We start from the raw sequence: 23,838 nt of genomic DNA on the forward strand, positions 1-23,838 counted from the left end.
GCGTCCCGCGGTCCCACTACCGGGGGTTTCCCGCACCGTCGTGCGTTCACCGTTCCAGTCTCCCCCGTACCGCCCGCGGGCCCAAACCCGCTGGCGGGGGTGCGACCGGCCGCATCGGCGACGTAGTGTCGATCGCGTGCGTCCATCCACACCTCCAGAGACCACGCGGGGCGGGCTGCGGGACAGCGGCCACGTCCACCGGTCGGTGAAGGCCGAGATCCGCCACAACCTGCTCGTCCGCCTGAAAACCGGCGAGCCGCGCTTTCCGGGCATCGTCGGGTTCGACGACACCGTGCTGCCGCACGTGGAGCGTGCCCTGCTCGCCGGGCACGACATGGTGCTGCTGGGCGAGCGCGGCCAGGGCAAGACGCGGCTGATCCGCACCCTTGCGGGCCTGCTGGACGAGTGGACCCCGGTCGTCGCCGGGTGCGAGATCAACGACCACCCGTACGCACCGGTCTGCGTGCGCTGCCGCCGCCTGGCCGACGAGCTGGGCGACGACCTGCCGGTCACGTGGAAGCACCGCGACGAGCGGTACGGCGAGAAGCTGGCCACCCCCGACACCGGCGTCGGCGACCTCATCGGCGACGTCGATCCGATCAAGGTGGCCGAAGGCCGCACGCTGGGCGACCCCGAGACCGTCCACTTCGGCCTGGTGCCGCGCACCAACCGGGGCGTGTTCTGCATCAACGAGCTGCCCGACCTGGCCGAGCGGATCCAGGTGGCGCTGCTGAACGTGCTGGAGGAGCGGGACGTGCAGGTCCGCGGCTACGCGCTGCGGCTGCCGCTGGACGTGCTGCTGGTGGCCAGCGCCAACCCCGAGGACTACACCAACCGCGGCCGCATCATCACCCCGCTCAAGGACCGGTTCGGCGCCGAGATCCGCACCCACTACCCGCTGGAGCTGGACGACGAGCTGGACCTCATCCGCCAGGAGGCCGAGTTCGACTTCTTCGCCGGCGACGGCCCGGCGAGCGCGGCCGACCTGCCCGCCGAGGTGCCGGCCCACCTGCTGGAGGTGGTGGCCCGGTTCACCCGGCTGGTGCGCGAGTCGACCGCGGTGGACGCCCGGTCCGGCGTGTCGGCGCGGTTCGCGCTGGCGGGCGCCGAGACGGTGGCCGCGGGGGCGGTGCGCCGCGCCGCGCTGACCGGCGAGGAGCACGCGGTGGCCCGGGTCTGCGACCTGCCCGCCGTGGTCCCGTCGCTGATGGGCAAGGTGGAGTTCGAGGTCAGCGAGGAGGGCCGCGAGCAGGAGGTGCTGGAGCACCTGCTGCGCCGGGCGATCGCCGAGACCTACCGGCGCACCCTGGGCGGGGCCGACCTGTCCGGGCTGCTGGACAAGTTCGACGCCGGCCAGAGCGTGGAGTCCGGCGAGCTGGTACCCGCCACCGAGCTGCTGCGCCGCATCGGCCCGGTGCCCGGCCTGGCCAAGATCATGGAACGGCTCGGCATGACCGGGGAGTCGCCGGGGCAGGCCGCGGCGGCGCTGGAGTTCGCCCTGGAGGGGCTGTTTTTGACCCGCCGGCTGTCGAAGGACACCGCGACCAGACGCGGCGACGGCACCGCCACCTACCGAACCTGACGCCGAACCTGACGCCGAACCTGACGCCGCAGATGACCCTCCCGGGTCGCAGATGACCGTCCCGGGTCGCACACCGAGAGCCTGGGGGTTCGATGAGCCGTTACCGGTACGGGCCTTATCAGGGCGGGCCCGACCCGCTGGCCCCGCCGTACGACGTGCGGGCCGCCCTGGACGCGATGGGCGACTCGGTGCTGGAGGGGACCCGCCCCGAAGAGGCGCTGCGCGAGCTGCTGCGCCGCGGCCTGCCCGGCGCGCAGGGCCGCCGAGGACTGGACGACCTGCTGCGCGAGGTGCGGCGCCGCCGCCGCGAGCTGCGCGACCGCGGCCGCCTGGACGGGACGCTGGAGCAGGTGCGCGCGCTGCTGGACACCGCGATCGGGCAGGAGCGGGCCGAGCTGTTCCCCGACCCGAGCGACGAGGCCCGGCTGCGCGAGGCGGAGCTGGACGCGCTGCCGTCCGACACGTCCCAGGCGGTGCGGCGGCTGGCCGACTACGACTGGCGGTCGGACGCGGCCCGCGCCACCTACGAGCAGATCAAGGACCTGCTGCGGCGCGAGGTGCTGGACGCCCGCTTCCAGGGCATGAAGCAGGCCCTCAGCAGCCAGGACCCGCAGGTGATGCAGCGCGTCAAGGACATGATGGCCGCGCTGAACGACATGCTCGACCGGGACGCCCGCGGCGAGCACACCCAGGCCGACTTCGACCGGTTCATGCGCGAGTACGGGGACTTCTTTCCCGACAACCCGCAGAACCTGGAGGAGCTGGTCGACTCGCTGGCCCGCCGCGCGGCCGCCATGGAGCGCCTGCTGGACTCGCTGACGCCCGAGCAGCGCGCCGAGCTGGCCGGGCTGATGGACCAGGTCATGCAGGACGCGGGCCTGGCCATGGAGATGACCCGGCTGACCGACGCGCTGCGCGCCCGCCGTCCCGACCTGGCCTGGGGCGGGCAGGAGCAGATGACGGGGCAGGACCCGCTCGGCATGGGCGACGCCACCGCCGCGCTCGCCGAACTGGCCGACCTGGCCGATCTGGAGGCCGCGCTCGCCCAGGACTACCCGGGCGCGCGGCTGGACGACATCGACGAGGAGGCGGTCCGCCGCGCGCTGGGCCGCCAGGCCGTCGACGACCTGGCGCAGCTGCGCCGCATCGAGGCCGAGCTGGAGCGGCAGGGCTACCTGCAGCGCCGCCGCGGCGGCCTGGAGCTGACGCCCAAGGCGGTGCGGCGGCTCGGCGAGACGGCGCTGCGCCGGGTGTTCGCCCGGCTCACCTCCGGCCGGCAGGGCGACCACGACCAGCGCGACGCCGGGCAGGCCGGGGAGCTGACCGGATCCAGCCGGCCCTGGCGGTTCGGCGACGAGCAGCCCCTCGACGTCGTCCGCACGGTGAGCAACGCGATCCGCCGCAACGCCATGGAGGGCCCCGCCAGCGGCGGCCTGCGCCCGCACGGTGTCCGGCTGGACGTCGACGACTTCGAGGTGCAGGAGACCGAGCGCCGCACCGCCGCGGCCGTGTGCCTGCTGGTCGATCTGTCGTACTCGATGGTGCTGCGCGGCACCTGGGCGGCGGCCAAGCAGACCACCCTGGCCCTGCACACCCTGGTGACCAGCAAGTACCCGCAGGACGCCATCCAGATCATCGGGTTCTCCAACTACGCCCGGGTGCTGCACCCCACCGAGATGGCCGGGCTGGACTGGGACATGGTGCAGGGCACCAACCTGCACCACGCGCTGATGATCGCCGGCCGGCATCTGGACCGGCACCCCGACTTCGAGCCGATCGTGCTGGTGGTCACCGACGGGGAGCCCACCGCCCACCTGCGCCCCGACGGCCGGTCCCTGTTCGACTACCCGCCGTCCCCCGAGACCCTCGTGCTGACGCTGGCCGAGGTCGACAAGATGACCCGGCGCGGCGCCTGCCTCAACGTGTTCATGCTGGCCGAGGACCGCCGCCTGGTGTCGTTCGTGGAGGAGGTGGCCCGGCGCAACGGCGGCCGGGTGTTCGCCCCCGACGCCGAACGGCTCGGCGAGTACGTCGTCAGCGACTACCTGCGGGTGCGCCGCGGCCGCCGCTGAGGGCGCGTCACCGTCCGGGGGGCTGCTGCCCGATCCCGTCAAGCGATCGGGCGGGCCGCGCCCCCTCCCGCCGTCCGCCGCCGCCCGGTCGCTAGGGTCGGTGGTATGTCGACCACCGACCGGCTACTGCTCTTCCTGCACATCGGGTTCGCGATCTTCACGCTGGGGCCGCTGACGGCCGCCACCATGGCCAGCCCGCGCTACATCCGCAGGGGCGACGTGGTGGTGCTGCGCTACCTCACCCGGATCACGCGGATCTACGGGCTGGGCACCCTGGGGATCTTCCTGTTCGGGCTGTTCCTGGCCAAGGGGCGGTTCGACCAGATGTGGCTGACGGCGTCCATGACCCTGTTCCTGGTGGCGCTGGTTTTGCTGCTGCTCGTCGAACGCGATCAGCGCAAGGCGGCGCACGCGCTGGAAGTGGCGGCGGCCGAGGCTCGGCGGCCGGTCGAGGCGGAGCGGCCGCAAGCGGCGCCCGCCGGGGAGCAGCCCGCCGCGGCGAAGGGCGAGCAGGAGCCCGCCCGGTCGGCGGCCGCCGCGACGTCCGAGGACGTCGCGCAGGTGGAACGCGGCCGCATCGCCGCGATCTCCGGCGTGGTGGCGCTGATCTGGCTGGTGATCCTCGTCCTGATGATCTGGAACTCCTAGCGCGCCCGGCCCGGACGGCCGGGTGCGCCGGCCTGGCGTCAGCGGGTGCGGGCCTTGAGGAAGGACAGGATCCGCGGGTAGACGCTCGAGTCCTGCATCAGCCCGAGCCCGTGCATGCCGCCCGGCACCGTGACCACCGTGGCGGGCACCCCGGCGCGGTTGAGCACCCCGGCCAGGCCGGTGCTCTGCGTGCGCGGGACGAAATCGCCGTCGGCGTGCATGAGCAGCATCGGGGCGTCGCCCGCCGAGGCGTGCGTGGCCGAGGTGGCGTCGTCGACCTTCGTCCAGCAGGTGGCGCTCCCGGACACCGGACGGCAGCCCAGCAGCGTGACCACGGCGCGGCGCAGCTTGCGCTGGCGGGACGAGGCGGTCTGCCCGGCGCCGACCTGGTAGGCCAGGTACGGGGTGTTGACCGGCGACAGCGCCACCACCCCGCGGACGCGCTGGGCGCCCTGCCCGTAGGTGCCGAGCTGGGTGGCCAGCATCCCGCCGGCCGACGAGCCGACCACCGCGATGCGGTCCGGGTCGACGTTCCAGCGGGCGGCGTTGCGCTTGACGTAGTCGAGCGCGGCCTCGGCGTCGTCGCGCTGGGCGGGCCAGGCGGCGCTGCCCGCCAACCGGTAGTTGGCGGCGAAGACCGCGAAGCCCTCGTTGGTCAGGCGGCGCGCGAAGTACTTCCAGTCGCTCTTGTCGCCTTCGAGCCAGTAACCGCCGTGCAGCAGCAGCACGCCCGGGCGCTTGCCCGTCTGCCGCGCGCTCGACGTCGACGGGCGCCAGTACGCGTCGAGGCGCTGGCGCGGCGCGGATCCGTAGGCGTAGGTGGCCGTGCGCGGCGGCGCGGGCGTCACCATCACCGCCCGCGCCGTCGTCACCGAGTCGGTGTCGGTGTCGGGGGCGGACGTGCCCGGCGAACCGGGGGTCTGCGACGGCGTCGACGAGCCCTCCGGGCCGGACGGCTCCGACGACGCCTCCGGCTCCGGCGTCGCGGACGTCGGCGACGGCGAGACGGGCGCCTCGGCGGTGGCCTGCCCGCCGGACGGTGGGGTCGGCGCGGCGGCCTGGGCGGCCCCGCCGGTCGCGGCGACGGCCGCGATGCAGGTGGCGGCGAAAGCCGCTCCGCTCACCAATACCTTGCGCACCCCGGACCCTTTCATGAAGAGATCTTGGTGCGCACATCATATAGAGCGCCCCCGTCCCGCGCCGGGCCATCGCCTCCGCCGCCGGCGCCGCCGCGGCCGCGGCCGGCGGCCGAGGTCAGCCGAGGGCGCGGCGCAAGTCGGCCAGCAGGTCGCCGGCGTCCTCGATGCCGACCGACAGCCGCACCAGGTCGGCCGGGACCTCCAGCGGCGAACCGGCGGCCGAGGCGTGGGTCATCCGCGCCGGGTGCTCGATCAGCGACTCCACCCCGCCCAGGGACTCGCCGAGGGTGAACAGCTCCGTCCGCTCGCACACCCGCACGGCGGCCTCCGGCGACCCCATCCGGAACGACACCATCCCGCCGAAGCCGCGCATCTGCTTGGCCGCGGTCTCGTGGCCCGGGTGGTCGGGCAGCCCGGGGTAGAGCACCTGCTCGACGGCCGGGTGCGCGGTGAGCATGTCCACCACGGCGGCCGCGTTGGCGCAGTGCCGGTCCATCCGCACCGCGAGCGTCTTGACGCCGCGCAAGGTCAGCCAGGCGTCGAACGGCCCGGCCACCGCGCCCATGGAGTTCTGGTGGAACGCCAGGCGCTCGCCCAGGTCGGCGTCGGCCGCCACCAGCGCGCCGCCGACCACGTCGGAGTGGCCGCCCAGGTACTTGGTGGTCGAGTGGACGACCACGTCGGCGCCCAGCGCCAGCGGCCGCTGCAGGTAGGGCGAGGCGAAGGTGTTGTCGACCACCAGCAGGGCACCCGCCTCGTGCGCGACCTCGGCCAGCGCGGCGATGTCGGCCACGCCGAGCAGCGGGTTGGTCGGCGTCTCCACCCAGATGACCTTCGTTTCGGGGCGGACGGCGGCGCGCACCGCCGCCACGTCGCCGAGCGGCACCGGGTCGTACGCCAGCCCCCACCGCTCGAACACCTTGGCGAACAGCCGGTACGTGCCGCCGTAGGCGTCACCGGGGATGACGGCGTGGTCGCCCGGCGCGCACACCGTGCGCAGGAGGGCGTCCTCGGCGGCCAGTCCGGAGGCGAACGCCAGCCCCCGCGCTCCCCCCTCCAGTTCGGCCAGGCATACTTCCAGCGCAGTACGCGTCGGATTGGCCGAACGGGAGTACTCGTAGCCGCCGCGCAGCCCCCCGATGCCGTCCTGCTTGTAGGTCGAGACCTGGTAGATCGGGGGCACGACCGCCCCCGTGGCCGGGTCGGGCTCCTGCCCGGCGTGGATGGCCAGCGTCTCGAATGCCCGGTGAACCTCGTCGTCCATGAGCACGAGGCTATCCACCGCCCGGCACTCCTTCGGGAGGAGGCGGTCCCCCGTAGGTATCAGCCGCCATTTCGGCTCCCGGGTTGACCACTTCCGCCGGGCCGATCCCTACCGTTGAACGCGTAATCCGAGACGAGTGCTTGCTCCCGTTCCGGCGCCCCCCGCACGCCGGGCGGCCCGAACCGAGCGCGCGATCCTCCGGGGCCGCGCACGCGTACCGCTTCCCCCCATCGAAGGAAACCGTATGTTCGCACGCCTGGCCCGTGTGGTGGTCAGACACCCGTGGCTGACGCTCCTGACATGGGCGGTGGCCTGGGTCGCCATCGTCTTCCTGTCACCCTCGCTGAAAACCGAGTCCGACCAGAGCGAGTTCCTGCCGTCCTCCTACGAGGCCGTGCAGGCCGCCGAAGTCGCGCAGAAGTCCTTCCCGCAGCAGGCCGACGCCACCACCCTGATCGTGGTGAAGCGGGCCGACGGCGGGCAGCTCACCGCGGCCGACAGCACGAAGATCGGGCAGGCCGCGCAGGCGCTGACGGCCAAGAAGTACCCGACGGTGCAGGCGTTCGCCACCGGCCCGCAGGCGGTGTCGCCCGACAAGAAGATCCAGCTGATCAGCGTGCCCATGAAGGGCATGTCGCAGGACGAGCAGACCAAGCAGGGCGATGCGGTCAAGGACATCCGCAAGGACCTGCCGGGCCTGCTGGGGTCCGGGCTGAAGGCCAACGTCGGCGGTGACGTCGCCACGTTCACCGACAACGAGGACTCCTTCAACACCTCGTTCGTGCTGGTGTCCGTCGGCACCTTCGTGCTGATCATCGGACTGATCCTGGTGATCTTCCGGGCACCGGTCGCGGCGATCCTGCCGATCGTCGTGATCATGCTGACCGAGGCCATGGCCAGCGGGCTGATCGGCGCCGCGTCCAAGCTGCTGGATTTCACCGGCGACGACAGCCTGCAGATCATCATGACGATCGTGCTGTTCGGCATCGGCGCCGACTACTACCTGTTCGTGCTGTTCCGCTACCGGGAGCGGCTGCGCGCCGGCGACGACAAGAAGACCGCGATGATCGTGGCGATGGAGCGGGTCGGCGAGGTCATCACCTCGGCCGCGGCCGCCATCGCGGTGACCTTCCTGGTGCTGATGCTCGCCTCGTTCGGCATCTTCTCCGCGTGGGGCCCGTCGCTGGCCATCGGCGTGCTGGTCATGGGCATCACATCGCTGACGGTGTTCCCGGCGATCGTGTCGCTGCTGGGCCCGGCGGTGTTCTGGCCGTCCAAGTCGTGGAAGCAGCAGCCGAAGGCGCGGGTCGCCACCGGTCTCGGCCGGATGGTCGGGCGGCGCCCGGCGCTGGTCGCGCTGGTGTCCGGGGCGCTGCTGGTCGTCCTGGCGGTCGGGGCGACCCAGTTCAAGGCCGACTACGACTTCCAGTCCAGCTTCCCGGACAACACCGAGTCCGCACAGGCCATGAAGGACATGCAGAGCGCCTTCCCGGCCGGCCTGACCAAGCCCGTCCAGGTCTACCTGCAGTCGGAGAACGGGCAGCCGATCCCCAAGTCCGCGATCGAGTCGTTCCGCAAGCAGGCCGGGTCGCTGCCGGGGGTGGGCGGCGTGCAGCCCGCCCAGTCCGCGCCGGGCGGCCGGGTCGTCCAGGTGGACCTGCTGCTCAAGGACAACCCGGTGTCCAACGAGTCGATCAACCTGGTCAAGGACGAGCTGCGGCCCGCGGCCCACAAGATCACCCCGCCGGGCACGAAGATGCTCGTCGGCGGCGAGACCGCCATCTACGGCGACATCAACAAGGTGGTCAACCGCGACCTGTCGGTCATCCTGCCGGTGGCGGGCGTGCTGATCGCGCTGATCCTGCTGCTCCTGCTGCGCTCGGTGGTCGCCCCGCTGTACCTGGTCCCGGCGGTGCTGCTCGGCTTCGCCGCCACCATGGGCGCCGCGGTGTACCTCTTCCAGGGGGCGATGGGCGAGCCCGGCGAGGTCTTCCACCTGCCGATCATGCTGTACCTGTTCGTGCTGGCCATCGGGACCGACTACAACATCCTGATGACCGCGCGGCTGCGCGAGGAGGCCAAGGAGGGGCACGACCCGCGGCGCGCCGCCGCGCTGGCGGTGGAGCACGGCGGCCCCACGGTCGCCGCGGCGGGCCTCATCCTGGCCGGCACCTTCTCGGTGATGCTGCTGGCCGAGGTCTCGATGCTGCAGCAGATGGGCTTTTCGATCGCGATCGGCATCGCGCTGTCGGCCTTCGTGATGTCGATCTTCCTGGTGCCGGGCGTCACCGCGCTGCTCGGCCACCGGGCCTGGTGGCCCGGGCACGGCGACCGGCCCGTCTCCTCCGGCAAGGCCGATCCGCTGGAGGAGGAGTTCGCCCGCACGGGGGCCCGCACCTAGCGGGTCCCGGCCCGGCGGGGGCGGCGCCCCCCACGGCCGATGGCGCCGACCTCGCACGGCCGATGGAGACGTTGGGTCGCGGAACGCCGGCTGACATAGCCGCCCACAGGTCGGCGGGCCCGCGGCCCAACACCCGGGGAAAACCGAAGCGCCGGAGCCCCCATTGCGCGGAGTTCCGGCGCTTCGCCTCCGTCCGGGGACGGCGACTCGCCGGCGGCTATCCGCCGGCGAGGAAGGCGAGCAGGTCCTGGCGGGTGAGCAGGCCCTTGGGCTTGCCGTCGACGAGCACGACCAGCGCGCCCGCCTTCTCCAGGACCGCCACGGCCTTGCTGACCGGCTCGCCGGACCCGATCGTCGGCAGCGGCGCCGACATGTGCCTTTCGATGGCCTCGCCCAGCGAGTCGCGGTTGCGCACCAGCAGGTCCAGCAGGTCGCGCTCGGCGACCGAGCCGACCACCTCGGCCGCCATGACCGGCGGCTCCTCCTTCATCACCGGCAGCTGCGACACCTCGTACTCGCGCATGATCGAGACCGCGGTCTCCACGGTCTCGTGCGGGTGGACGTGCACGAACTCCGGCAGCTGCCCGCTTTTGCGGGTGAGCACCTCGCCCACCCGGGCCTCCTCGGTGGCCGGGGTCAAAAAGCCGTAGTCCGCCATCCAGTCGTCGTTGAAGATCTTCGAGAGGTAGCCGCGGCCGCCGTCCGGCAGCAGCACCACGATCACCGCGTCCTCGTCGGCATCCGCGGCGACCCGCAGCGCGGCCGCCACCGCCATCCCGCAGGACCCGCCGACCAGCAGCGCCTCCTCGCGGGCCAGCCGCCGGGTCATGGTGAACGACTCCTTGTCGGAGATCGCTATGACCTCGTCGCAGATCGTCCGGTCGTAGGTCTGCGGCCAGATGTCCTCGCCGACGCCCTCCACCAGGTACGGTCGGCCGCTGCCGCCCGAGTACACCGAGCCCTCGGGATCGGCGCCGATCACCTTGACCCGCCCGCCGGAGGCCTCCTTGAGGTAGCGTCCGGCGCCGCTGATCGTGCCGCCGGTGCCGATGCCCGCCACGAAGTGGGTGATCCGCCCGTCGGTCTGCTCCCAGATCTCCGGGCCGGTGGTCTCGTAGTGCGAGCGCGGGTTGTCGGGGTTGACGTACTGGTTCGGCTTCCAGGCCCCGGGGATCTCGGCGGCCAGCCGGTCGGAGACCGAGTAGTACGACTCGGGGTGGTCGGGCGGCACCGCGGTCGGGCACACCACGACCTCGGCGCCGTACGCGCGCAGCACGTCCAGCTTGTCCTTGGCGACCTTGTCCGGGCACACGAAGACGCAGCGGTAGCCGCGTTCCTGCGCGACGATGGCCAGCCCCACCCCGGTGTTGCCGGAGGTCGGCTCGACGATCGTGCCGCCCGGCCGCAGCAGGCCGGACCGCTCGGCGGCGTCGATCATGCGGACCGCGATGCGGTCCTTGACCGAGCCGCCGGGATTGAAGTACTCCACCTTGGCGAGCACCTGTGGGCGCAGCCCGGCGGTGACTTTGCGCAGCCGGACGAGCGGGGTGTCGCCCATCAGCTCGACCAGCGAATCGTGTACCTGCACCGCGACTTCCTTGTCGAATCAGTTTGTTACATCCCTGTTCAACCAGCGTGTGCCTGGTCGGGGAGGGATGCGGGTTCGGATAGATTCCAATTCCTGACGGTAGCCCAGTGAGACGGCGGCGGGCACGTTCCGGTGACGGTGCCGTGCCCGCCGGATACGGAGGGTCAACGGACGATGCTGAGAGCGTTGACGGCACGCCGCATCGCTACCGCCGCCGCCTACGGAGGCGGTGGCCTCACCGCCCTCGGGGGCCTGACCTTCGGTCTCATCGTCATCGAGGCCAAGCTGGCCCGCCGGATCATCCAGGCCAGGCCCAACGGCGACCCACCGGTCGCCGACGGCGTGTACGGGATCGGCGCCGGGGACGGGGAGGCGTCGGCCGCTCCGCTGTCGTTCGTGATGCTCGGCGACTCCACCGCCGCCGGGCTGGGCGTGCACGAGCCCGACGAGACGCCCGGCGCGCTGCTGGCGGCGGGGCTGTCGGCGATCGCGGGGCGTCCGGTGCGGCTGACCAACGTGGCGCTGTCGGGCGCCCGTTCCGAGGCGCTGCCCGGCCAGGTGGACAAGGCCCTGGCCGCCGGCCCCGACATCGCCGTCATCATGATCGGCGCCAACGACGTCACCGCCCGGGTGCCGGCCGCCGAGTCGGTGCGCCACCTGGCCGCGGCCGTGGAGCGGCTGCACGGCGCGGGCTGCCGGGTGGTCGTCGGCACCTGCCCCGACCTCGGCACGGTGCAGCCGGTGATGCAGCCGCTGCGGTGGATCGCCCGCCGCGCCAGCCGCCAGCTCGCCGCCGCGCAGACCATCGCGGTGGTCGAGCGCGGCGGGCGGACGGTGTCGCTGGGCGACCTGCTCGGCCGCGAGTTCGAGGCCGACCCGCGGGAGATGTTCAGCGCGGACCGCTACCACCCGTCCGCCCGGGGCTACGCCGCGGCGGCCGCCGCCGTGCTGCCGTCGATGGCCGCGGCGCTCGGGCTGGAGCCCGAGGTGGAGGAGCAGCCGGACGTGCGGCGCGGCGAGGGCATCCTGCCCGTCTACCTGGCCGCCGCCGAGGCCGCCGAGGAGCCCGGCACCGAGGTCGCCGGCACCCGGGTCGCGGGCCGCGAGCGCGGCCCCCGGGGCCGCTGGGCCACCCTGCTGCGGCGCCGCGAGGTCGGCGAGACCGCCGGGGAGCCCGACGACCCCGAGACGGTCCGGCACGGCGCAACGTGATCCCGGCGCCCCGGCGGTCTCCGCCGGGGCGGGGGCCTGGGGCTGCGGGGATCCGCCTGTTAGATTTCGAAGTGACCAGCGGGTAACATCCGGCATCGGCCGCTGACACGAGGAGATCCGTCATGCCCGAGGCAGTCATCGTCGCCACCGCGCGCTCCCCCATCGGACGCGCCTTCAAAGGTTCGCTGAAGGACCTGCGCCCCGACGACCTCACCGCCGAGATGGTCAAGGCGGCCATGGCCAAGGTCCCGCAACTGGACCCGGGCCAGGTCGACGACCTGCTGCTCGGCTGCGGCCTGCCCGGAGGCGAGCAGGGCTACAACATGGCCCGCGTCGTCGCGGTGCTGCTCGGCTGGGACCAGGTGCCCGGCGCCACCATCACCCGCTACTGCTCCTCGTCCCTGCAGACCACCCGGATGGCCTTCCACGCGATCAAGGCGGGCGAGGCCGACGTGATCGTCTCGGCGGGCGTGGAGATGGTGTCCCGGTTCACCAAGGGCAGCAGCGACGGCCTGCCCGACACCCAGAACCCGGTGTTCGCCGAGGCGGTGGAGCGCACCGCCAAGCGCTCGGAGGGGCAGGCCGAACCCTGGCGCGACCCGCGCGAGGACGACCGGATCCCCGACGTCTACATCGCCATGGGCCAGACCGCCGAGAACGTCGCCCAACTGCGCGGCGTCTCGCGGAAGGCGCAGGACGAGTTCGGCGTCCGCTCCCAGAACCTCGCCGAGAAGGCCATCGCCAACGGCTTCTGGGCGTCCGACATCACCCCCGTCACGCTCCCCGACGGCACCGTCGTGGACAAGGACGACGGCCCCCGCCCGGGCACCACCTACGAGAAGGTCGCGGCGCTGCAGCCGTCCTTCCGCCCGGACGGGACGGTCACCCCCGGCAACTGCTGCCCGCTCAACGACGGCGCCGCGGCCGTGGTCATCATGAGCGACGCCAAGGCCGCCGAACTGGGCATCACCCCGCTGGCGCGGATCGTGTCCACCGGCGTGTCCGCACTGTCCCCAGAGATCATGGGGCTGGGCCCGGTCGAGGCGTCCCGCCGGGCGCTGGCGCGGGCGGGCATGACCATCGACGACATCGACCTGGTCGAGATCAACGAGGCGTTCGCCGCCCAGGTGCTGCCGTCCGCCGAGGAGCTGGGCGTGGACATGGACAAGCTGAACGTCAACGGCGGCGCCATCGCGGTCGGCCACCCGTTCGGCATGACCGGCGCCCGGATCACCTCCACACTGATCAACAGCCTGCGCTTCCACGACAAGCAGTTCGGCCTGGAGACCATGTGCGTCGGCGGCGGCCAGGGCATGGCGATGGTGATCGAGCGGCTGTCCTGAGCCCGACCTCGGGCGGTCGCACACGATCTGCTGGTGCGCGGCGCCCGCCGACGAGCACAGCGGCGGGCGCCGCGCCCGGTACGTTACAAATGATCTACGTTACGCCAGCGATAGGTCCCCGTTAGGGGGTTGTCACTTCCGGCGCGGTGTTGCACAGTCCAAAGAAGAGCCCCGCCGACCTGGAGGTGCCCATTGTCCCTGAACCACTCGCCGGAGACGCACAGCAAGCTGCTCGCCCGCATCCCCGCGGTCACCGGTCGTGACCTACCCGAGTGGTTCACCGCCATCGAGAACGGCCCGTCGTTCCTGCGCTGCGAGGAACGCTGCAACTGGCTCGTCGAGGAGCACGGCATCTCGTACGGATACGCCGCCGCCCTCGTCCGCGAACACGAACGCACCCGCCGCGCCCGCCACTACTGATCGCGGGCGGCCCCCGTCGCCCCCGTTCGGGCCGTAACCGACTCGTCTGGCTGAGCCGACCGCCCAATCGCAATCCGCCGCAGTCCCTCCCGGGGAGGTTTTCCTGTATTTCGCTCGTCGTCGCGACGACGAACACAATCGCATAGCCGCCCGGGTATCTCACGACGTTCGTTGCGCTGGCGCCGCCGATTTCAACGGGGTCGGCCACGACGGGCGTGACGGGACGGACCCGTCCAGGCAATGCCCCCGCACACCGTGGCGCCGGGCGCCACGGTGTGCGACGCAGAGTCCGCCCCGTAATGGATCCGCCCCCGCAGCGGCTCGCGCCGATGCGGGGGCGGATTCTCGTCGGAAGGCGTGTCGCGCGGTCAGTCGCGGCCGGAGAAGTAGGACAGGAACCGCAGCAGCTCCAGGTAGATCCACACGAGGCTGAGCACCAGCCCGAACGCGCAGTACCAGGCGAACTTCTCGGGCGCCCCGGCCCGCACGCCCTGCTCGATGGTGTCGAAGTCCAGCAGCAGGAACAGGCAGCCGAGCAGGATGGCGGCCACGCTGAACACGTAGGCCAGCGGGTTGCTCGGGTCGCGGATGCCGATGCCGTCCTCGACGCCGAACAGCTGGACGACCAGGTTGACCAGCATCAGCCCGACCAGCGCCAGGCCCGCCGCGAGGACGAACCGGGCGAACTTGGGGGTGACGCGGATGATGCGCAGCGAGTGGACGGCGAGCATCGCCCCGAACGCCAGCGCGGTGCCGACCACCGCCTGGAACACCACGCCGTGGTAGACGTCGTTGTAGGCGTGGCTGACGATGCCGACCGCGACGCCGTACACCGCGGCGAACGCCAGCACCAGCGGCGCGTTGGCCTTCTGCCCGAAGGTGATGAACGCCCAGATGCCCAGCTCGGCGAGGACCGCCACGGCCAGCACCGGCACGGCCAGCTCGGTGGGCACCAGCGTCCACGACAGCGCCGCCGCGACCGCCAGCGTCAGCAGTGTGAGGAACCCGCGGACGACGACGTCGTCGATGGTCATCGGCCGGGTGGCCGCGGGCGCGGGCGGCGCGTAGGCGGGCGCGTTGTACATGTCATACAGCTGCTGGGGCGGCGGCGCGCCGTAGCCGCCACCTCCCATCTGCCGCCCGAAGGCATTGCCCCGGAAGGCCGGGTTCCTGCTCTCCATCACTAGCCTCCACAGTGGCCGACCTCTTCGATCAGTCTAGACGCGACAAACATTCCCCGTGTTCCCCGGACATATGACGGCTTGGTATCGGTCCCGTATCACCGTGCCGTAGCGGCCGTGAAAACCATCCCGTTCAAGCCATGACCCAGGTCGCGCCCTTGACGCCGCATTCCACATGGTCTTGCCGCCGTCGAGCAGGGCCTGTCCTTCCGCCCGAGCCGCTCCCCGGCCGGAACGGGGACATCCGCCCGGCCGCTTACGCGCTCGTGGGCCGTAGTCCGCACAGGCGTGATCGAGTTCAGGGTAGTGTTCCCAGCCGCCCGCCCCACGGCCGCACGGCTGCGCCCCTCAAGCCGTGCACCACCGCACCGCGCCCGCGACAGCGGCTCCAGGGCAGCGCCCCCGGGTGAGCACCTCGGGCCACGGCCGAGCCGAGCAGAGCCCGACGCACACACTCCCGGCCTCAACGGGGGTTCCAGGGGGGCGCCCCCCTGGGTGAACACTGCGGGCCGTGGCGAAGCCGAGCAAAGCTCGACGCACACACCCCCGGCCCCAACGGGGGTTCCAGGGGGGCGCCCCCCTGGGTGAACACTGCGGGCCGTGGCGAAGCCGAGCAAAGCTCGACGAGCATAGTCGGCCTGCCTCGTGCCCCCGGTCGGATTCGAACCGACACATAAGCTCTTTTAGGGAGCCTGCCTCTGCCATTGGGCTACAGGGGCGGCGTCATCATACCCAGGATCTTTGAATGCTCCGCGAGGAATATTCGAGCGGGGTGACATTTGGCGTGAAGCTCGGGCGGAGCGGACGGAAACGTGTCGGAAACATCCGGGTACGGAGGGGAACGGGCAGGTCGGCAAGGGTGATCACAAAACCGCCGGTTCTACGGACAGAAGCGGTCAAAACCGGAAAAGGTACGGCTCAACCGCTCATGACCGCCCGTCCCTCCACCAGGGTGGCGCCGGCGCGGCCGTCGCGGTCGCGGCGGATGGCGCATATCTCGTGGACGCCGACGCGGCCGCTCTCGCAGGCCAGCGCGGACGCGGCGAGGTAGAGCAGCCACACCCGGACGCGGCCGGGGCCGGCCAGTTCGGCGCACTCGTCCCAGCGCCGCTGCAGGTTCGCCGCCCAGGCCCGCAGCGTGCGGGCGTGGTGCTCGCGCAGCGCGCCGACGCCGCGCACCTCCAGGCCCGCCTCCTCCAGCGCGCCGACCAGCTCGGCGAGCGGCCGCAGCTCCCCGTCCTCGGGGAACATGTAGCTGGTGGTGAAGGTGCGGCGGATGCGGTGGCGGCCGGGGCGGCGCACCGCCTGCTGGACGACCAGGCGCCCGCCCGGGGCCAGCAGCTCGTACAGCCGGGGGAAGGCGCGGTCGAGCGTCTCCAGGCCCGCCAGGCCGACGATGGCGTCGTACGGGCCGTCGCCCGCGCCGCTGAGGTCGGTGTCGCGCAGGCCCACCTCGACGCGGTCGGCGACGCCCGCCTCCCCGGCCTGTTCGCGCACGTGGTCCACCTGGGCGCGGGAGCGCGCCAGCGCCACCACGCGGGCGCCGTGGTCGCGGGCGAGGGGGACGGTCAGCGCACCCCAGCCGCAGTTGAGGTCCAGCACGCGCGCGCCCGGGAACAGGCCGAGCCGCGCGGCGACCTGGGCGAGGGCGGCCCGCTGGGCGTCCTCCAGGTCGACGGCCTCGTCCCACAGGCCGGTGCCGTGCGCCATGCTCGGGCCGAGCAGTCGGGCGAAGAACGCCCCGGACTCCAACAGCGGTCCGTCCACGTCGCCGCGGCCGCCGGTGGGGAACTCCTCCGGCGGCGGCTTGGGCTCGGGTCCGACCGCGCCGAGGGTGACGGCGGTGCGCACGATCTCGCGCTTGTCGTCGCTGCTGAGCCGGATGGGCTCGTCGCCGCTGCGCATGACCCGCTGCACGGCGCCGAGCGCGGCGAACACATCGCCCTCGATGTCCAGTTCACCGGCGACGTAGGCGCGCACCAGGCCCATCTCGCCGGGTTTCCACAGCAGGCGGCGCAGCGCCCGGCGGTGGCGGATGACGAAGGTGGGCGCTCCGGCGGGGCCGATGGCGCTGCCGTCCCAGGCGCATACCCGTATCGGCAGGTCGTCGGCGGCCTGCCCGTCCTCGTCCGCCCCCAGCATGATCCGCGTCAGCAGCGGTGCCAATCGGGCGGCGACCCCGTCGTTTTTCACAGTCCACCGCGCATGTCCGGCGCGCCTCCCCTCCCGGTGCCGTCCGCGTCACCGGGTGCCCCCCACGGTGCCTCATCGCCGGACGCGGACCTGGCCCGGTCCGGCGGGACCGCGCTCACCCGGTGTGCCGTCGACCGGCCGCCAGCTCGAACTCCTTGCGCGGAGCCTGCAGCGCGCCGAGCGAGACGATCTCCCGCCGGAAGAACGCCGCGAGCGTCCAGTCGCCGGTGATCCGAATTTTACGGTTCACCGTCGGCATTCGTGACAGATGGTAGGTCCGGTGCAGGAACCAGGCGAGGCGGCCCTTGAGCTTGATGCCGTAGACGTTCGCCACGCCCTTGTGCAGGCCGAGCCCGGCCACCGAGCCAACGTACCTGTGAATGTACGGCTTGCGCGGCGCCCCGCGCAGGTCGGCGACGATGTTGTCGGCCAGCCGCTTGGCCTGCCGCACCGCGTGCTGGGCGTTGGGCGCGGTGTAGTCGCCCACCGAGGTCAGGTCGGGGACGGCGGCGTTGTCGCCCGCGGTGTAGACGTGCGGCACGCCCTCGACGGTCAGTTCGGGGGTGGCCTTCAGCCGGCCCTTCTCGTCGACGGGCAGGTCGCTGTCGCGCACGACCGGGTGCGCTTTGACGCCCGCCGTCCACACCAGGGTGCCGGCGTCGAACTCCTCGCCGTCGCTGAGCACGATGTGGTGGTCCTCGGCGGATTTCAGCAGCGTGTTCAGCCGGACCTCGATGCCGCGGCGGCGCAGCGCCTCGATCGTCCAGCGGCCCATCTCGGGGCCGACCTCGGGCAGGATGCGGTCGGTGGCCTCGACGAGGATCCAGCGCATCTCCGGTGGGTCCAGCCCGTGGTACCAGCGGCAGGCGTCGCAGGCCATGTCCTCCAGTTCGCCGAGCGCCTCCACGCCCGCGAAGCCGCCGCCGACGAACACGAAGGTCAGCGCGCGCTGGCGGGCCCGCGAGTCGCGCACGGACGCGGCGATGTCCAGTTGGCGCAGCACGTGGTTGCGCAGGAAGATCGCTTCCTCGACCGTCTTGAAGCCGATGCCGCATTCGGCCAGTCCGGGGATGGGCAGGGTGCGGGAGATCGATCCGGCGGCCACCACGAGGTAGTCGTAGGGCAGCTCGAGCACGCCGTCCGGGACGGTCTCCGCGCCGACCGGGCTGACCGTCACGCACCGCCGGGCGTGGGAGATCTCGGTGACGTTGCCGGTCACGATCTGGCACCGCCGCAGAATCTTGCGCAGCGGCGCGACCACGTGCCGCGGCTCCAGGTTCCCGGCGGCGGCCTCCGGCAGGAACGGCTGGTAGGTCATGTAGGAGTGCGGGTTGATCACCGTGATGACGATCTCGTGCCGCCGCAGCCGTGCGCGCAACCTGCGCTGCAGCCGCAGCGCGGTGTACATGCCGACGTAGCCGCCGCCGACGATGACGATCCGCTTGGCACCGTCCGGGATAGACAGAGCAGACATACGGCAGCGGTACCCACGGATCCGTTCAGATCACGCGATCCGGGCCGACAGTCGCGACAGGCCGAACCTCGGGCCCCATTCGTGCATCTACACGGATGTATCGCCCTTACGGGCGGTTCGCGGCATCGGGCAGAGTCCAACGGGGGCGGCTCTGCCCGATGCGCGTTCCTACCGGGTCCACAAGCCTGAGCTCGGCGTTCAGAGCCCGGCCAGCGACCGGGCCTCGGTGAACACCGCGTCCAGCATCTCCTCGGTGACCCGGCCGGTGAAAGTGTTCTGCTGGCTGGGGTGGTAGCAGCCGAGCAGCGTCACGGCGGGTCCCTCGCCTCCCGGCGGGCCGAGTTCGACCCGCGCGCCGTGCCCGAACGGCGGGCGCGGGCGGGGCAGTCCGTAGCCGGCCTGCGCGAGCGCGGGCCACACGCCCTGCCAGGCGTACCCGCCGAGCGCGACGATGCAGCGGACGGTGGGCGCCGTCTCGGCGACCTCGCGCGCCAGCCACGGCAGGCAGGCGGCGCGTTCGGCGGGGGTGGGCCGGTTGCCGGGCGGGGCGCACCGCACGGTGGCGGCCACCCGGGCTCCCAGCAGCCGCTGCCCGTCGCCCGCGCGGACGCTGATGGGCTGCGCGGCCAGGCCGACCCGGTGCAGGGACGCGAACAGCCAGTCGCCGGACCGGTCGCCGGTGAAGATCCGCCCGGTGCGGTTGCCGCCGTGCGCCGCCGGGGCCAGGCCGACGATCAGCAGGCGCGGCCGCGGGTCGCCCCAACCCGGCACCGGCCGTCCCCAGTACTCCTGGTCGGCGAACGCGCGGCGCCGCTCGACCGCGACGCGCTCGCGCCACTCGACGAGCCGGTCGCAGGCGCGGCACACCGACTGGCGGGCGCACAGCTCGGCCAGGTCGGGCGCCTTGGCCGCCAGTTCGGCGACCTCTTCGGCGGTGTGCGCGACGGGGGTGCCGGGGGTGGCGGGGTCTTCCGGCCACCCCGTTCCGGGAGGGACGAATCGGGCTCGGGGGGACGAATCTCCGCCCGGGGCGTGCGGGCTGGTCATGGCACGATCCTGCCACGCGGGGCACGCCGCCCCGGTACGCCGCCGCGGCTTCCGATCTCGGTACGATGCGACACGCCGGTCGGGGAGGCGGTGTCCGGCGCGGCCGTGAGACGCGGAGGCATGCCTTGTCGCAACCAGGCTGGTATCCCGACCCCTATGGCACCGCGAGCCTGCGCTGGTGGGACGGCCGCAACTGGACCCGCCACGTCGACCACGAGACGCCGGGGCCCGCACGCCCCCACGGCACCTTCCAGAGCGGACCGGCGGCCCACGCCGCCCCCTTGGACGTGAACGTGCGCGGCGTCCCGCTGCACGCCGACGACGACGTGATCGCCTACGGCTCCGACATGCTGGCCTGGTCCCAGGTGGAATGGGTGGCCCACTGGACGGCCGACGTGCCCTCCGCCCCGGGTGCGGCCCCCGCCGTCGCCTGGGCCTTCCAGGCCGGGCGGCACCCTTTCCGCGGCGGGCCGCGCGTCGAGGTGGTGCTCGACTCCACGCTGTTCCCCGAGCGGGAGACCGAGGCGATCTGGACGCGGCTGATCGACCTGTGCCGCCGGCGCGCCGAGCCCCGCCTGGTGGCCGAGCTGGCCGGACGGGTGCGCGCGGGCCACCCGGTGGACGTCGCCGAGGGCCTGACCGTGCATCCGGGCGGGGTGCGCGGCACCCGCGTGTCGCTGGGCTGGGCGGAGATCTCCGGCGCGGTGGCGGACGGCGGCCGGGTGTGGATCCAGCGGTCCGACGGCGGCACGCCCACCCTCTACGTGCCCCGGCAGAACCCGAACGCCGTGCTGCTCCCCGAGCTGCTCGCCGCCCTGCGGCCCGCCCGCTACTAGCCGCCCGCCCAGCGGGGGGCTAGGCGAGGGACCAGGCGATACCGTCGAGGATGTCGTGCTCGCTGACCACGACGGCGCCGAAGCCGTACTCGCGCATGATGCGGTCCAGGATGAGCGCGCCCGCGCCGATCACGTCGACCCGGCCCGGGTGCATGACGCCGATGGCCGCGCGCTCGGCGCGGGTGGCGTGCAGCAGGCCGCGGGTCACCTCGTGCACCTGCGCGGCGGTGATGCGGGACCCGTGGATGCGGGACGAGTCGTACTCCGGCAGGTCGAGCGCGATGCCGGCGACCGTGGTGACCGAGCCCGCCAGCCCCACCAGGGTGCGCGCCTCGTCCACCGGGACGGTCTGGCGCACCGTGTCCAGGGCGGCGTCGATGTCGGCGGCGGCCGCGCTGATCTGCTCGGGCGAGGGCGGGTCGCCGTCGCGCAGGTGCCGCTCGGTCATCCGCACGCAGCCGATGTCGACCGACCGGGCCGCCTGCACCTGCGAGCCGCCCAGGACGAACTCGGTGGACCCGCCGCCGATGTCGACCACCAGGTAGGGCCGGGCGGGGCGCAGCGCCGCCAGCTCGCGGGTGGCGCCGGTGAACGACAGCGCGGCCTCCTCGTCGCCGGTGATCACCTCCGGGACCACGCCGAAGATGTCCACGACGCCGGAGGCGAACTCGTCGCGGTTGGCCGCGTCGCGGGTCGCGCTGGTGGCCACCACCCGCACCTTCTCGGCGCCGTGCCGCTCGATGAGCTCCTGGTAGCCGCGCATCGCCTCGAACGTGCGCGCCAGGGCCTCGGGCGCCAGGCGGCCGGTGCGGTCGACGCCCTCGCCGAGCCGCACGATCCGCATGAGGCGCTCCACGTCGGTCAGCGTGCCCTCGCCGGACGGCCCGCCGGGCACGACGTCGGCGATCAGCAGGCGGACCGAGTTGGTCCCGCAGTCGATGGCGGCGACGCGTGTCACTGATCACTGCCTTCCATGTCGTCCTGTTCGGCCCTCCCGGGCACCGTACCGGCGGCCCGGCTCGCGGCCCGGTCGCGCGGCTTCTCGGGCGCCGCGCAGGTCACGCAGGGGCCGGCGCGCCACCACTCGGGCAGTGCCGCCAGGGCCTCGCGGCCGAACGGGTTGGCGCCCGGAACGGCCAGCTCGTGCGCGACCAGGGCGTGCAGGCACTTGACCCGCTCGGGCATGCCGCCCGCGCTCTGCATGCCGGGCGGCAGGGGCTCGATGCCCTCGTCGCGGGCCGCCTCGTCGCGGCGCCGCAGGTAGTCGTGGTGGGCGGCGGCGTACTCGGCGCGCAGCCCCGGCTCGTCGGCCAGCCGCGCCTGCATGGTCCGCATGAGCCCGCTGCCCTCCAGCGTGCCGATGGCCGAGGCCGCCTTCGGGCAGGTCAGATAGAACAGCGTGGGGAACGGCGTGCCGTCCGGCAGGCGCGGCGCCGTCTCGATCACGGCGGGCAGGCCGCAGGGGCAGCGGTAGGCCACCCGGCGCAGACCGCGCGGCTCACGCCGCAGCTGAGCCGCCACCGCGGCCCGGTCGCGTTCGTCGATCTCCTTCTCCCCCACCGAGTCTCCCCCCAGCCGCTTCTCCCCCGCCGAGGGCCCGTGGGCTCAGCGCGGGCGGTCGGCCTCCTGGACCGACCGCCACAGCGTGACGTACCACGGCTCCTTGCGCGTGGCGTCGGCGGGCTTGGACTGCTGCCGCTCGCCGCCGCCACCGTCCAGGACGATGTAGCAGCGCTCCCCCGGCATGCAGTAGTGCAGGCGCCGTTTGGCCTCGCGCTCAATGTACGACTTGTCGCCGAGCTGCCGCTTGCGCTCTTCGAGCTGGGCCACCTCACGGCGGGCGACCCGCTCCTGCTGCTTGAGCTGGGCGATCTCCTGGCGCTGCGCGACGTACTCGCGCACCGGGTAGGCCAGGCTGAGCGCGATGGCGCACATGACGACCGCCAGGATGGCGGCACGGCCGGTCAGCGCCGTGCCGCCCCTGCGGCCGGGGCGCGCGCGCTCCTCGCCGCCCTCGTCGTCCCGCCGGCGGGCCACCGCAGCCTCCCGTCCGCGCTCAGCCCTCCCAGGAGAAGCGCGGGAAGGCGGCGGCGCCGGCGTAGCGCGCGGCGTCGTCGAGCAGCTCCTCGATGCGCAGCAGCTGGTTGTACTTGGCGACGCGGTCGCTGCGGGCGGGCGCGCCGGTCTTGATCTGGCCGCAGTTGGTCGCCACGGCCAGGTCGGCGATGGTGGTGTCCTCGGTCTCGCCGGAGCGGTGGCTCATCATGCAGCGGTAGCCGCTGGTCTGGGCGAGGGAGACCGCCTCCAGGGTCTCGGTGAGGGTGCCGATCTGGTTGACCTTGACCAGCAGCGCGTTGGCGGTGCGGGCCTCGATGCCGCGGGCCAGCCGCTCGGGGTTGGTGACGAACAGGTCGTCGCCGACGAGCTGCACCTTGTCGCCGACGGATTCGGTGAGGGCCTTCCAGCCGTCCCAGTCCTCCTCGCCGAGCGGGTCCTCGATGGACACCAGCGGGTAGGACGCCAGCAGCTCGCGGTAGTAGGCGGCCATCTCGTCGGCCGACCGCTTGCCGCCCTCGAAGGCGTAGACGCCGTCGGAGTGGAACTCGGTGGCGGCCACGTCCAGGGCGAGCGCGATGTCGCGGCCCGGGGTGAACCCGGCCCGGCCGATCGCCTCCATGATCAGGTCCAGCGCCTCGCGGTTGCTGGGCAGGTTGGGGGCGAAGCCGCCCTCGTCGCCCAGGCCGGTGGCCAGGCCGCGCCCCTTGAGCACGGCCTTGAGGGCGTGGTAGGTCTCGGCGCCCCAGCGCAGCGCCTCGGCGAAGGTGCCGGCGCCGATCGGGGCGATCATGAACTCCTGCACGTCGACGTTGGTGTCGGCGTGCGCGCCGCCGTTGAGGATGTTCATCATCGGCACCGGCAGCAGGTGGGCGTTGGGCCCGCCGACGTAGCGGAACAGGGGCAGCCCGGCCGACTCGGCGGCGGCCTTGGCCACCGCCAGGCTGACGCCGAGGACGGCGTTGGCGCCCAGCTTGGACTTGCCGGGCGTGCCGTCCAGGTCGATCAGCAGCTGGTCGATGAGCCGCTGGTCGGCGGCGGGGAGGCCGACGAGCTTCTCGTCGATGGTCTCGTTGACGGCCTTGACCGCGTTGCGGACGCCCTTGCCGCCGTAGCGCTCACCGCCGTCGCGCAGCTCGACGGCCTCGAACTGGCCGGTGGACGCGCCGCTGGGCACCGCGGCACGCGCCTCGGTCCCGTCGGCGAGCAGCACCTCGACCTCGACGGTCGGGTTGCCGCGAGAGTCCAGGATCTCCCGGGCGAGGACGGCCTCGATCGACGACACGGGCAACTCCCCTGATCTACGGTGCGGTCGACTTGCCCCCTGAGCCTATCGATGCCCTCTGTCCATCCTCCAACGGACACGGGGGTGGCCGGGAAAGG

At 72.9% G+C, this 23,838-nt stretch carries 19 protein-coding genes and 1 tRNA gene; 8 read left to right on the top strand and 12 right to left on the bottom strand.

Annotation, left to right across the window (positions count from 1 at the left end; all coding sequences use genetic code 11):
- Positions 1–136: 136 nt before the first annotated feature.
- The 3 genes from QSK22_RS01400 to QSK22_RS01410 all read left to right on the top strand — a co-directional run bounded on the left by QSK22_RS01400 (position 137) and on the right by QSK22_RS01410 (position 4,302).
- Positions 137–1,582, top strand: coding sequence for a sigma 54-interacting transcriptional regulator (locus QSK22_RS01400; RefSeq protein WP_285492037.1), 1,446 nt, complete (start codon positions 137–139; stop codon positions 1,580–1,582).
- Between the two features lie 92 nt (positions 1,583–1,674).
- Positions 1,675–3,654 carry a vWA domain-containing protein gene (locus QSK22_RS01405; protein WP_285492038.1) on the top strand — a complete coding sequence of 660 codons (1,980 nt, stop codon included), beginning with the start codon at positions 1,675–1,677 and terminating at the stop codon, positions 3,652–3,654.
- A 105-nt stretch (positions 3,655–3,759) separates the two neighbouring features.
- Positions 3,760–4,302 (top strand): hypothetical protein, encoded by a 543-nt coding sequence (locus QSK22_RS01410; RefSeq protein WP_285492039.1) that lies wholly within the window; start codon positions 3,760–3,762, stop codon positions 4,300–4,302.
- A gap of 38 nt (positions 4,303–4,340) precedes the next feature.
- On the opposite strand, the gene QSK22_RS01415 is transcribed toward QSK22_RS01410, so the two are convergent.
- Together QSK22_RS01415 and QSK22_RS01420 are read right to left on the bottom strand one after the other, a co-directional pair.
- Positions 4,341–5,426, bottom strand: coding sequence for an alpha/beta fold hydrolase (locus QSK22_RS01415; RefSeq protein ID WP_285492040.1), 1,086 nt, complete (start codon positions 5,424–5,426; stop codon positions 4,341–4,343).
- A gap of 130 nt (positions 5,427–5,556) precedes the next feature.
- On the bottom strand, positions 5,557–6,705 hold the full coding sequence (locus QSK22_RS01420; protein ID WP_285492041.1) for a cystathionine gamma-synthase: 1,149 nt from the start codon (positions 6,703–6,705) through the stop codon (positions 5,557–5,559).
- Positions 6,706–6,949: 244 nt separating this feature from the next.
- Here QSK22_RS01420 and QSK22_RS01425 point away from each other — a divergent pair, with 244 nt between their 5' ends.
- The gene (locus QSK22_RS01425) at positions 6,950–9,106 is read left to right on the top strand and encodes an MMPL family transporter (RefSeq protein WP_285492042.1); all 2,157 of its coding nucleotides are present in this window, start codon (positions 6,950–6,952) and stop codon (positions 9,104–9,106) included.
- Between the two features lie 217 nt (positions 9,107–9,323).
- On the opposite strand, the gene QSK22_RS01430 is transcribed toward QSK22_RS01425, so the two are convergent.
- Complete coding sequence (locus QSK22_RS01430; RefSeq protein ID WP_285492043.1) at positions 9,324–10,694, bottom strand: cystathionine beta-synthase; 1,371 nt, start codon at positions 10,692–10,694, stop codon at positions 9,324–9,326.
- A gap of 174 nt (positions 10,695–10,868) precedes the next feature.
- Between QSK22_RS01430 and QSK22_RS01435 the strand changes: the two genes are divergently transcribed.
- The 3 genes from QSK22_RS01435 to QSK22_RS01445 all read left to right on the top strand — a co-directional run bounded on the left by QSK22_RS01435 (position 10,869) and on the right by QSK22_RS01445 (position 13,669).
- Positions 10,869–11,906, top strand: a complete 1,038-nt coding sequence (locus QSK22_RS01435) for an SGNH/GDSL hydrolase family protein (protein ID WP_285492044.1) — start codon at positions 10,869–10,871, stop codon at positions 11,904–11,906.
- A gap of 122 nt (positions 11,907–12,028) precedes the next feature.
- Positions 12,029–13,249 (top strand): acetyl-CoA C-acetyltransferase, encoded by a 1,221-nt coding sequence (locus tag QSK22_RS01440; protein ID WP_285492045.1) that lies wholly within the window; start codon positions 12,029–12,031, stop codon positions 13,247–13,249.
- 192 nt (positions 13,250–13,441) lie between these two features.
- The gene (locus tag QSK22_RS01445) at positions 13,442–13,669 is read left to right on the top strand and encodes a DUF4287 domain-containing protein (protein WP_285492046.1); all 228 of its coding nucleotides are present in this window, start codon (positions 13,442–13,444) and stop codon (positions 13,667–13,669) included.
- A 368-nt stretch (positions 13,670–14,037) separates the two neighbouring features.
- Here the strand turns inward: QSK22_RS01445 and QSK22_RS01450 are convergent, their stop codons facing one another.
- From QSK22_RS01450 to QSK22_RS01470, 5 genes are all read right to left on the bottom strand, one after another.
- Entirely contained in the window at positions 14,038–14,850 is an 813-nt protein-coding gene (locus QSK22_RS01450; protein ID WP_285492047.1) for a Bax inhibitor-1/YccA family protein, read from the bottom strand.
- Positions 14,851–15,496: 646 nt separating this feature from the next.
- Positions 15,497–15,569: transfer RNA gene (locus tag QSK22_RS01455), tRNA-Leu, on the bottom strand.
- 199 nt (positions 15,570–15,768) lie between these two features.
- A complete protein-coding gene (locus tag QSK22_RS01460) occupies positions 15,769–17,016 on the bottom strand; it encodes a class I SAM-dependent methyltransferase (RefSeq protein ID WP_285492048.1) in 1,248 nt (415 codons plus the stop codon).
- 142 nt (positions 17,017–17,158) lie between these two features.
- Positions 17,159–18,517: an NAD(P)/FAD-dependent oxidoreductase gene (locus tag QSK22_RS01465; RefSeq protein ID WP_285492049.1), complete on the bottom strand. Its 1,359-nt coding sequence runs from the start codon at positions 18,515–18,517 to the stop codon at positions 17,159–17,161.
- 198 nt (positions 18,518–18,715) lie between these two features.
- Entirely contained in the window at positions 18,716–19,564 is an 849-nt protein-coding gene (locus tag QSK22_RS01470) for a uracil-DNA glycosylase (RefSeq protein ID WP_285492050.1), read from the bottom strand.
- A 125-nt stretch (positions 19,565–19,689) separates the two neighbouring features.
- Between QSK22_RS01470 and QSK22_RS01475 the strand changes: the two genes are divergently transcribed.
- Positions 19,690–20,400: a DUF2510 domain-containing protein gene (locus tag QSK22_RS01475; RefSeq protein ID WP_285492051.1), complete on the top strand. Its 711-nt coding sequence runs from the start codon at positions 19,690–19,692 to the stop codon at positions 20,398–20,400.
- 19 nt (positions 20,401–20,419) lie between these two features.
- On the opposite strand, the gene QSK22_RS01480 is transcribed toward QSK22_RS01475, so the two are convergent.
- The 4 genes from QSK22_RS01480 to eno are packed head-to-tail and all read right to left on the bottom strand — an operon-like array spanning position 20,420 to position 23,740.
- Positions 20,420–21,358 carry a Ppx/GppA phosphatase family protein gene (locus QSK22_RS01480; RefSeq protein ID WP_285492052.1) on the bottom strand — a complete coding sequence of 313 codons (939 nt, stop codon included), beginning with the start codon at positions 21,356–21,358 and terminating at the stop codon, positions 20,420–20,422.
- Positions 21,355–21,960, bottom strand: coding sequence for a DUF501 domain-containing protein (locus QSK22_RS01485; protein WP_285492053.1), 606 nt, complete (start codon positions 21,958–21,960; stop codon positions 21,355–21,357). Before QSK22_RS01485 ends, QSK22_RS01480 begins: the two co-directional genes overlap by 4 nt.
- A gap of 45 nt (positions 21,961–22,005) precedes the next feature.
- Positions 22,006–22,437 carry an FtsB family cell division protein gene (locus QSK22_RS01490; protein ID WP_285492054.1) on the bottom strand — a complete coding sequence of 144 codons (432 nt, stop codon included), beginning with the start codon at positions 22,435–22,437 and terminating at the stop codon, positions 22,006–22,008.
- A gap of 19 nt (positions 22,438–22,456) precedes the next feature.
- Positions 22,457–23,740 carry a phosphopyruvate hydratase gene (gene eno, locus QSK22_RS01495; protein ID WP_285492055.1) on the bottom strand — a complete coding sequence of 428 codons (1,284 nt, stop codon included), beginning with the start codon at positions 23,738–23,740 and terminating at the stop codon, positions 22,457–22,459.
- Positions 23,741–23,838: the final 98 nt, after the last annotated feature.

Origin of the sequence: Actinomadura sp. NBRC 104425 (genome assembly GCF_030269545.1) — a bacterium.
Lineage (GTDB): Bacteria > Actinomycetota > Actinomycetes > Streptosporangiales > Streptosporangiaceae > Spirillospora > Spirillospora keratinilytica.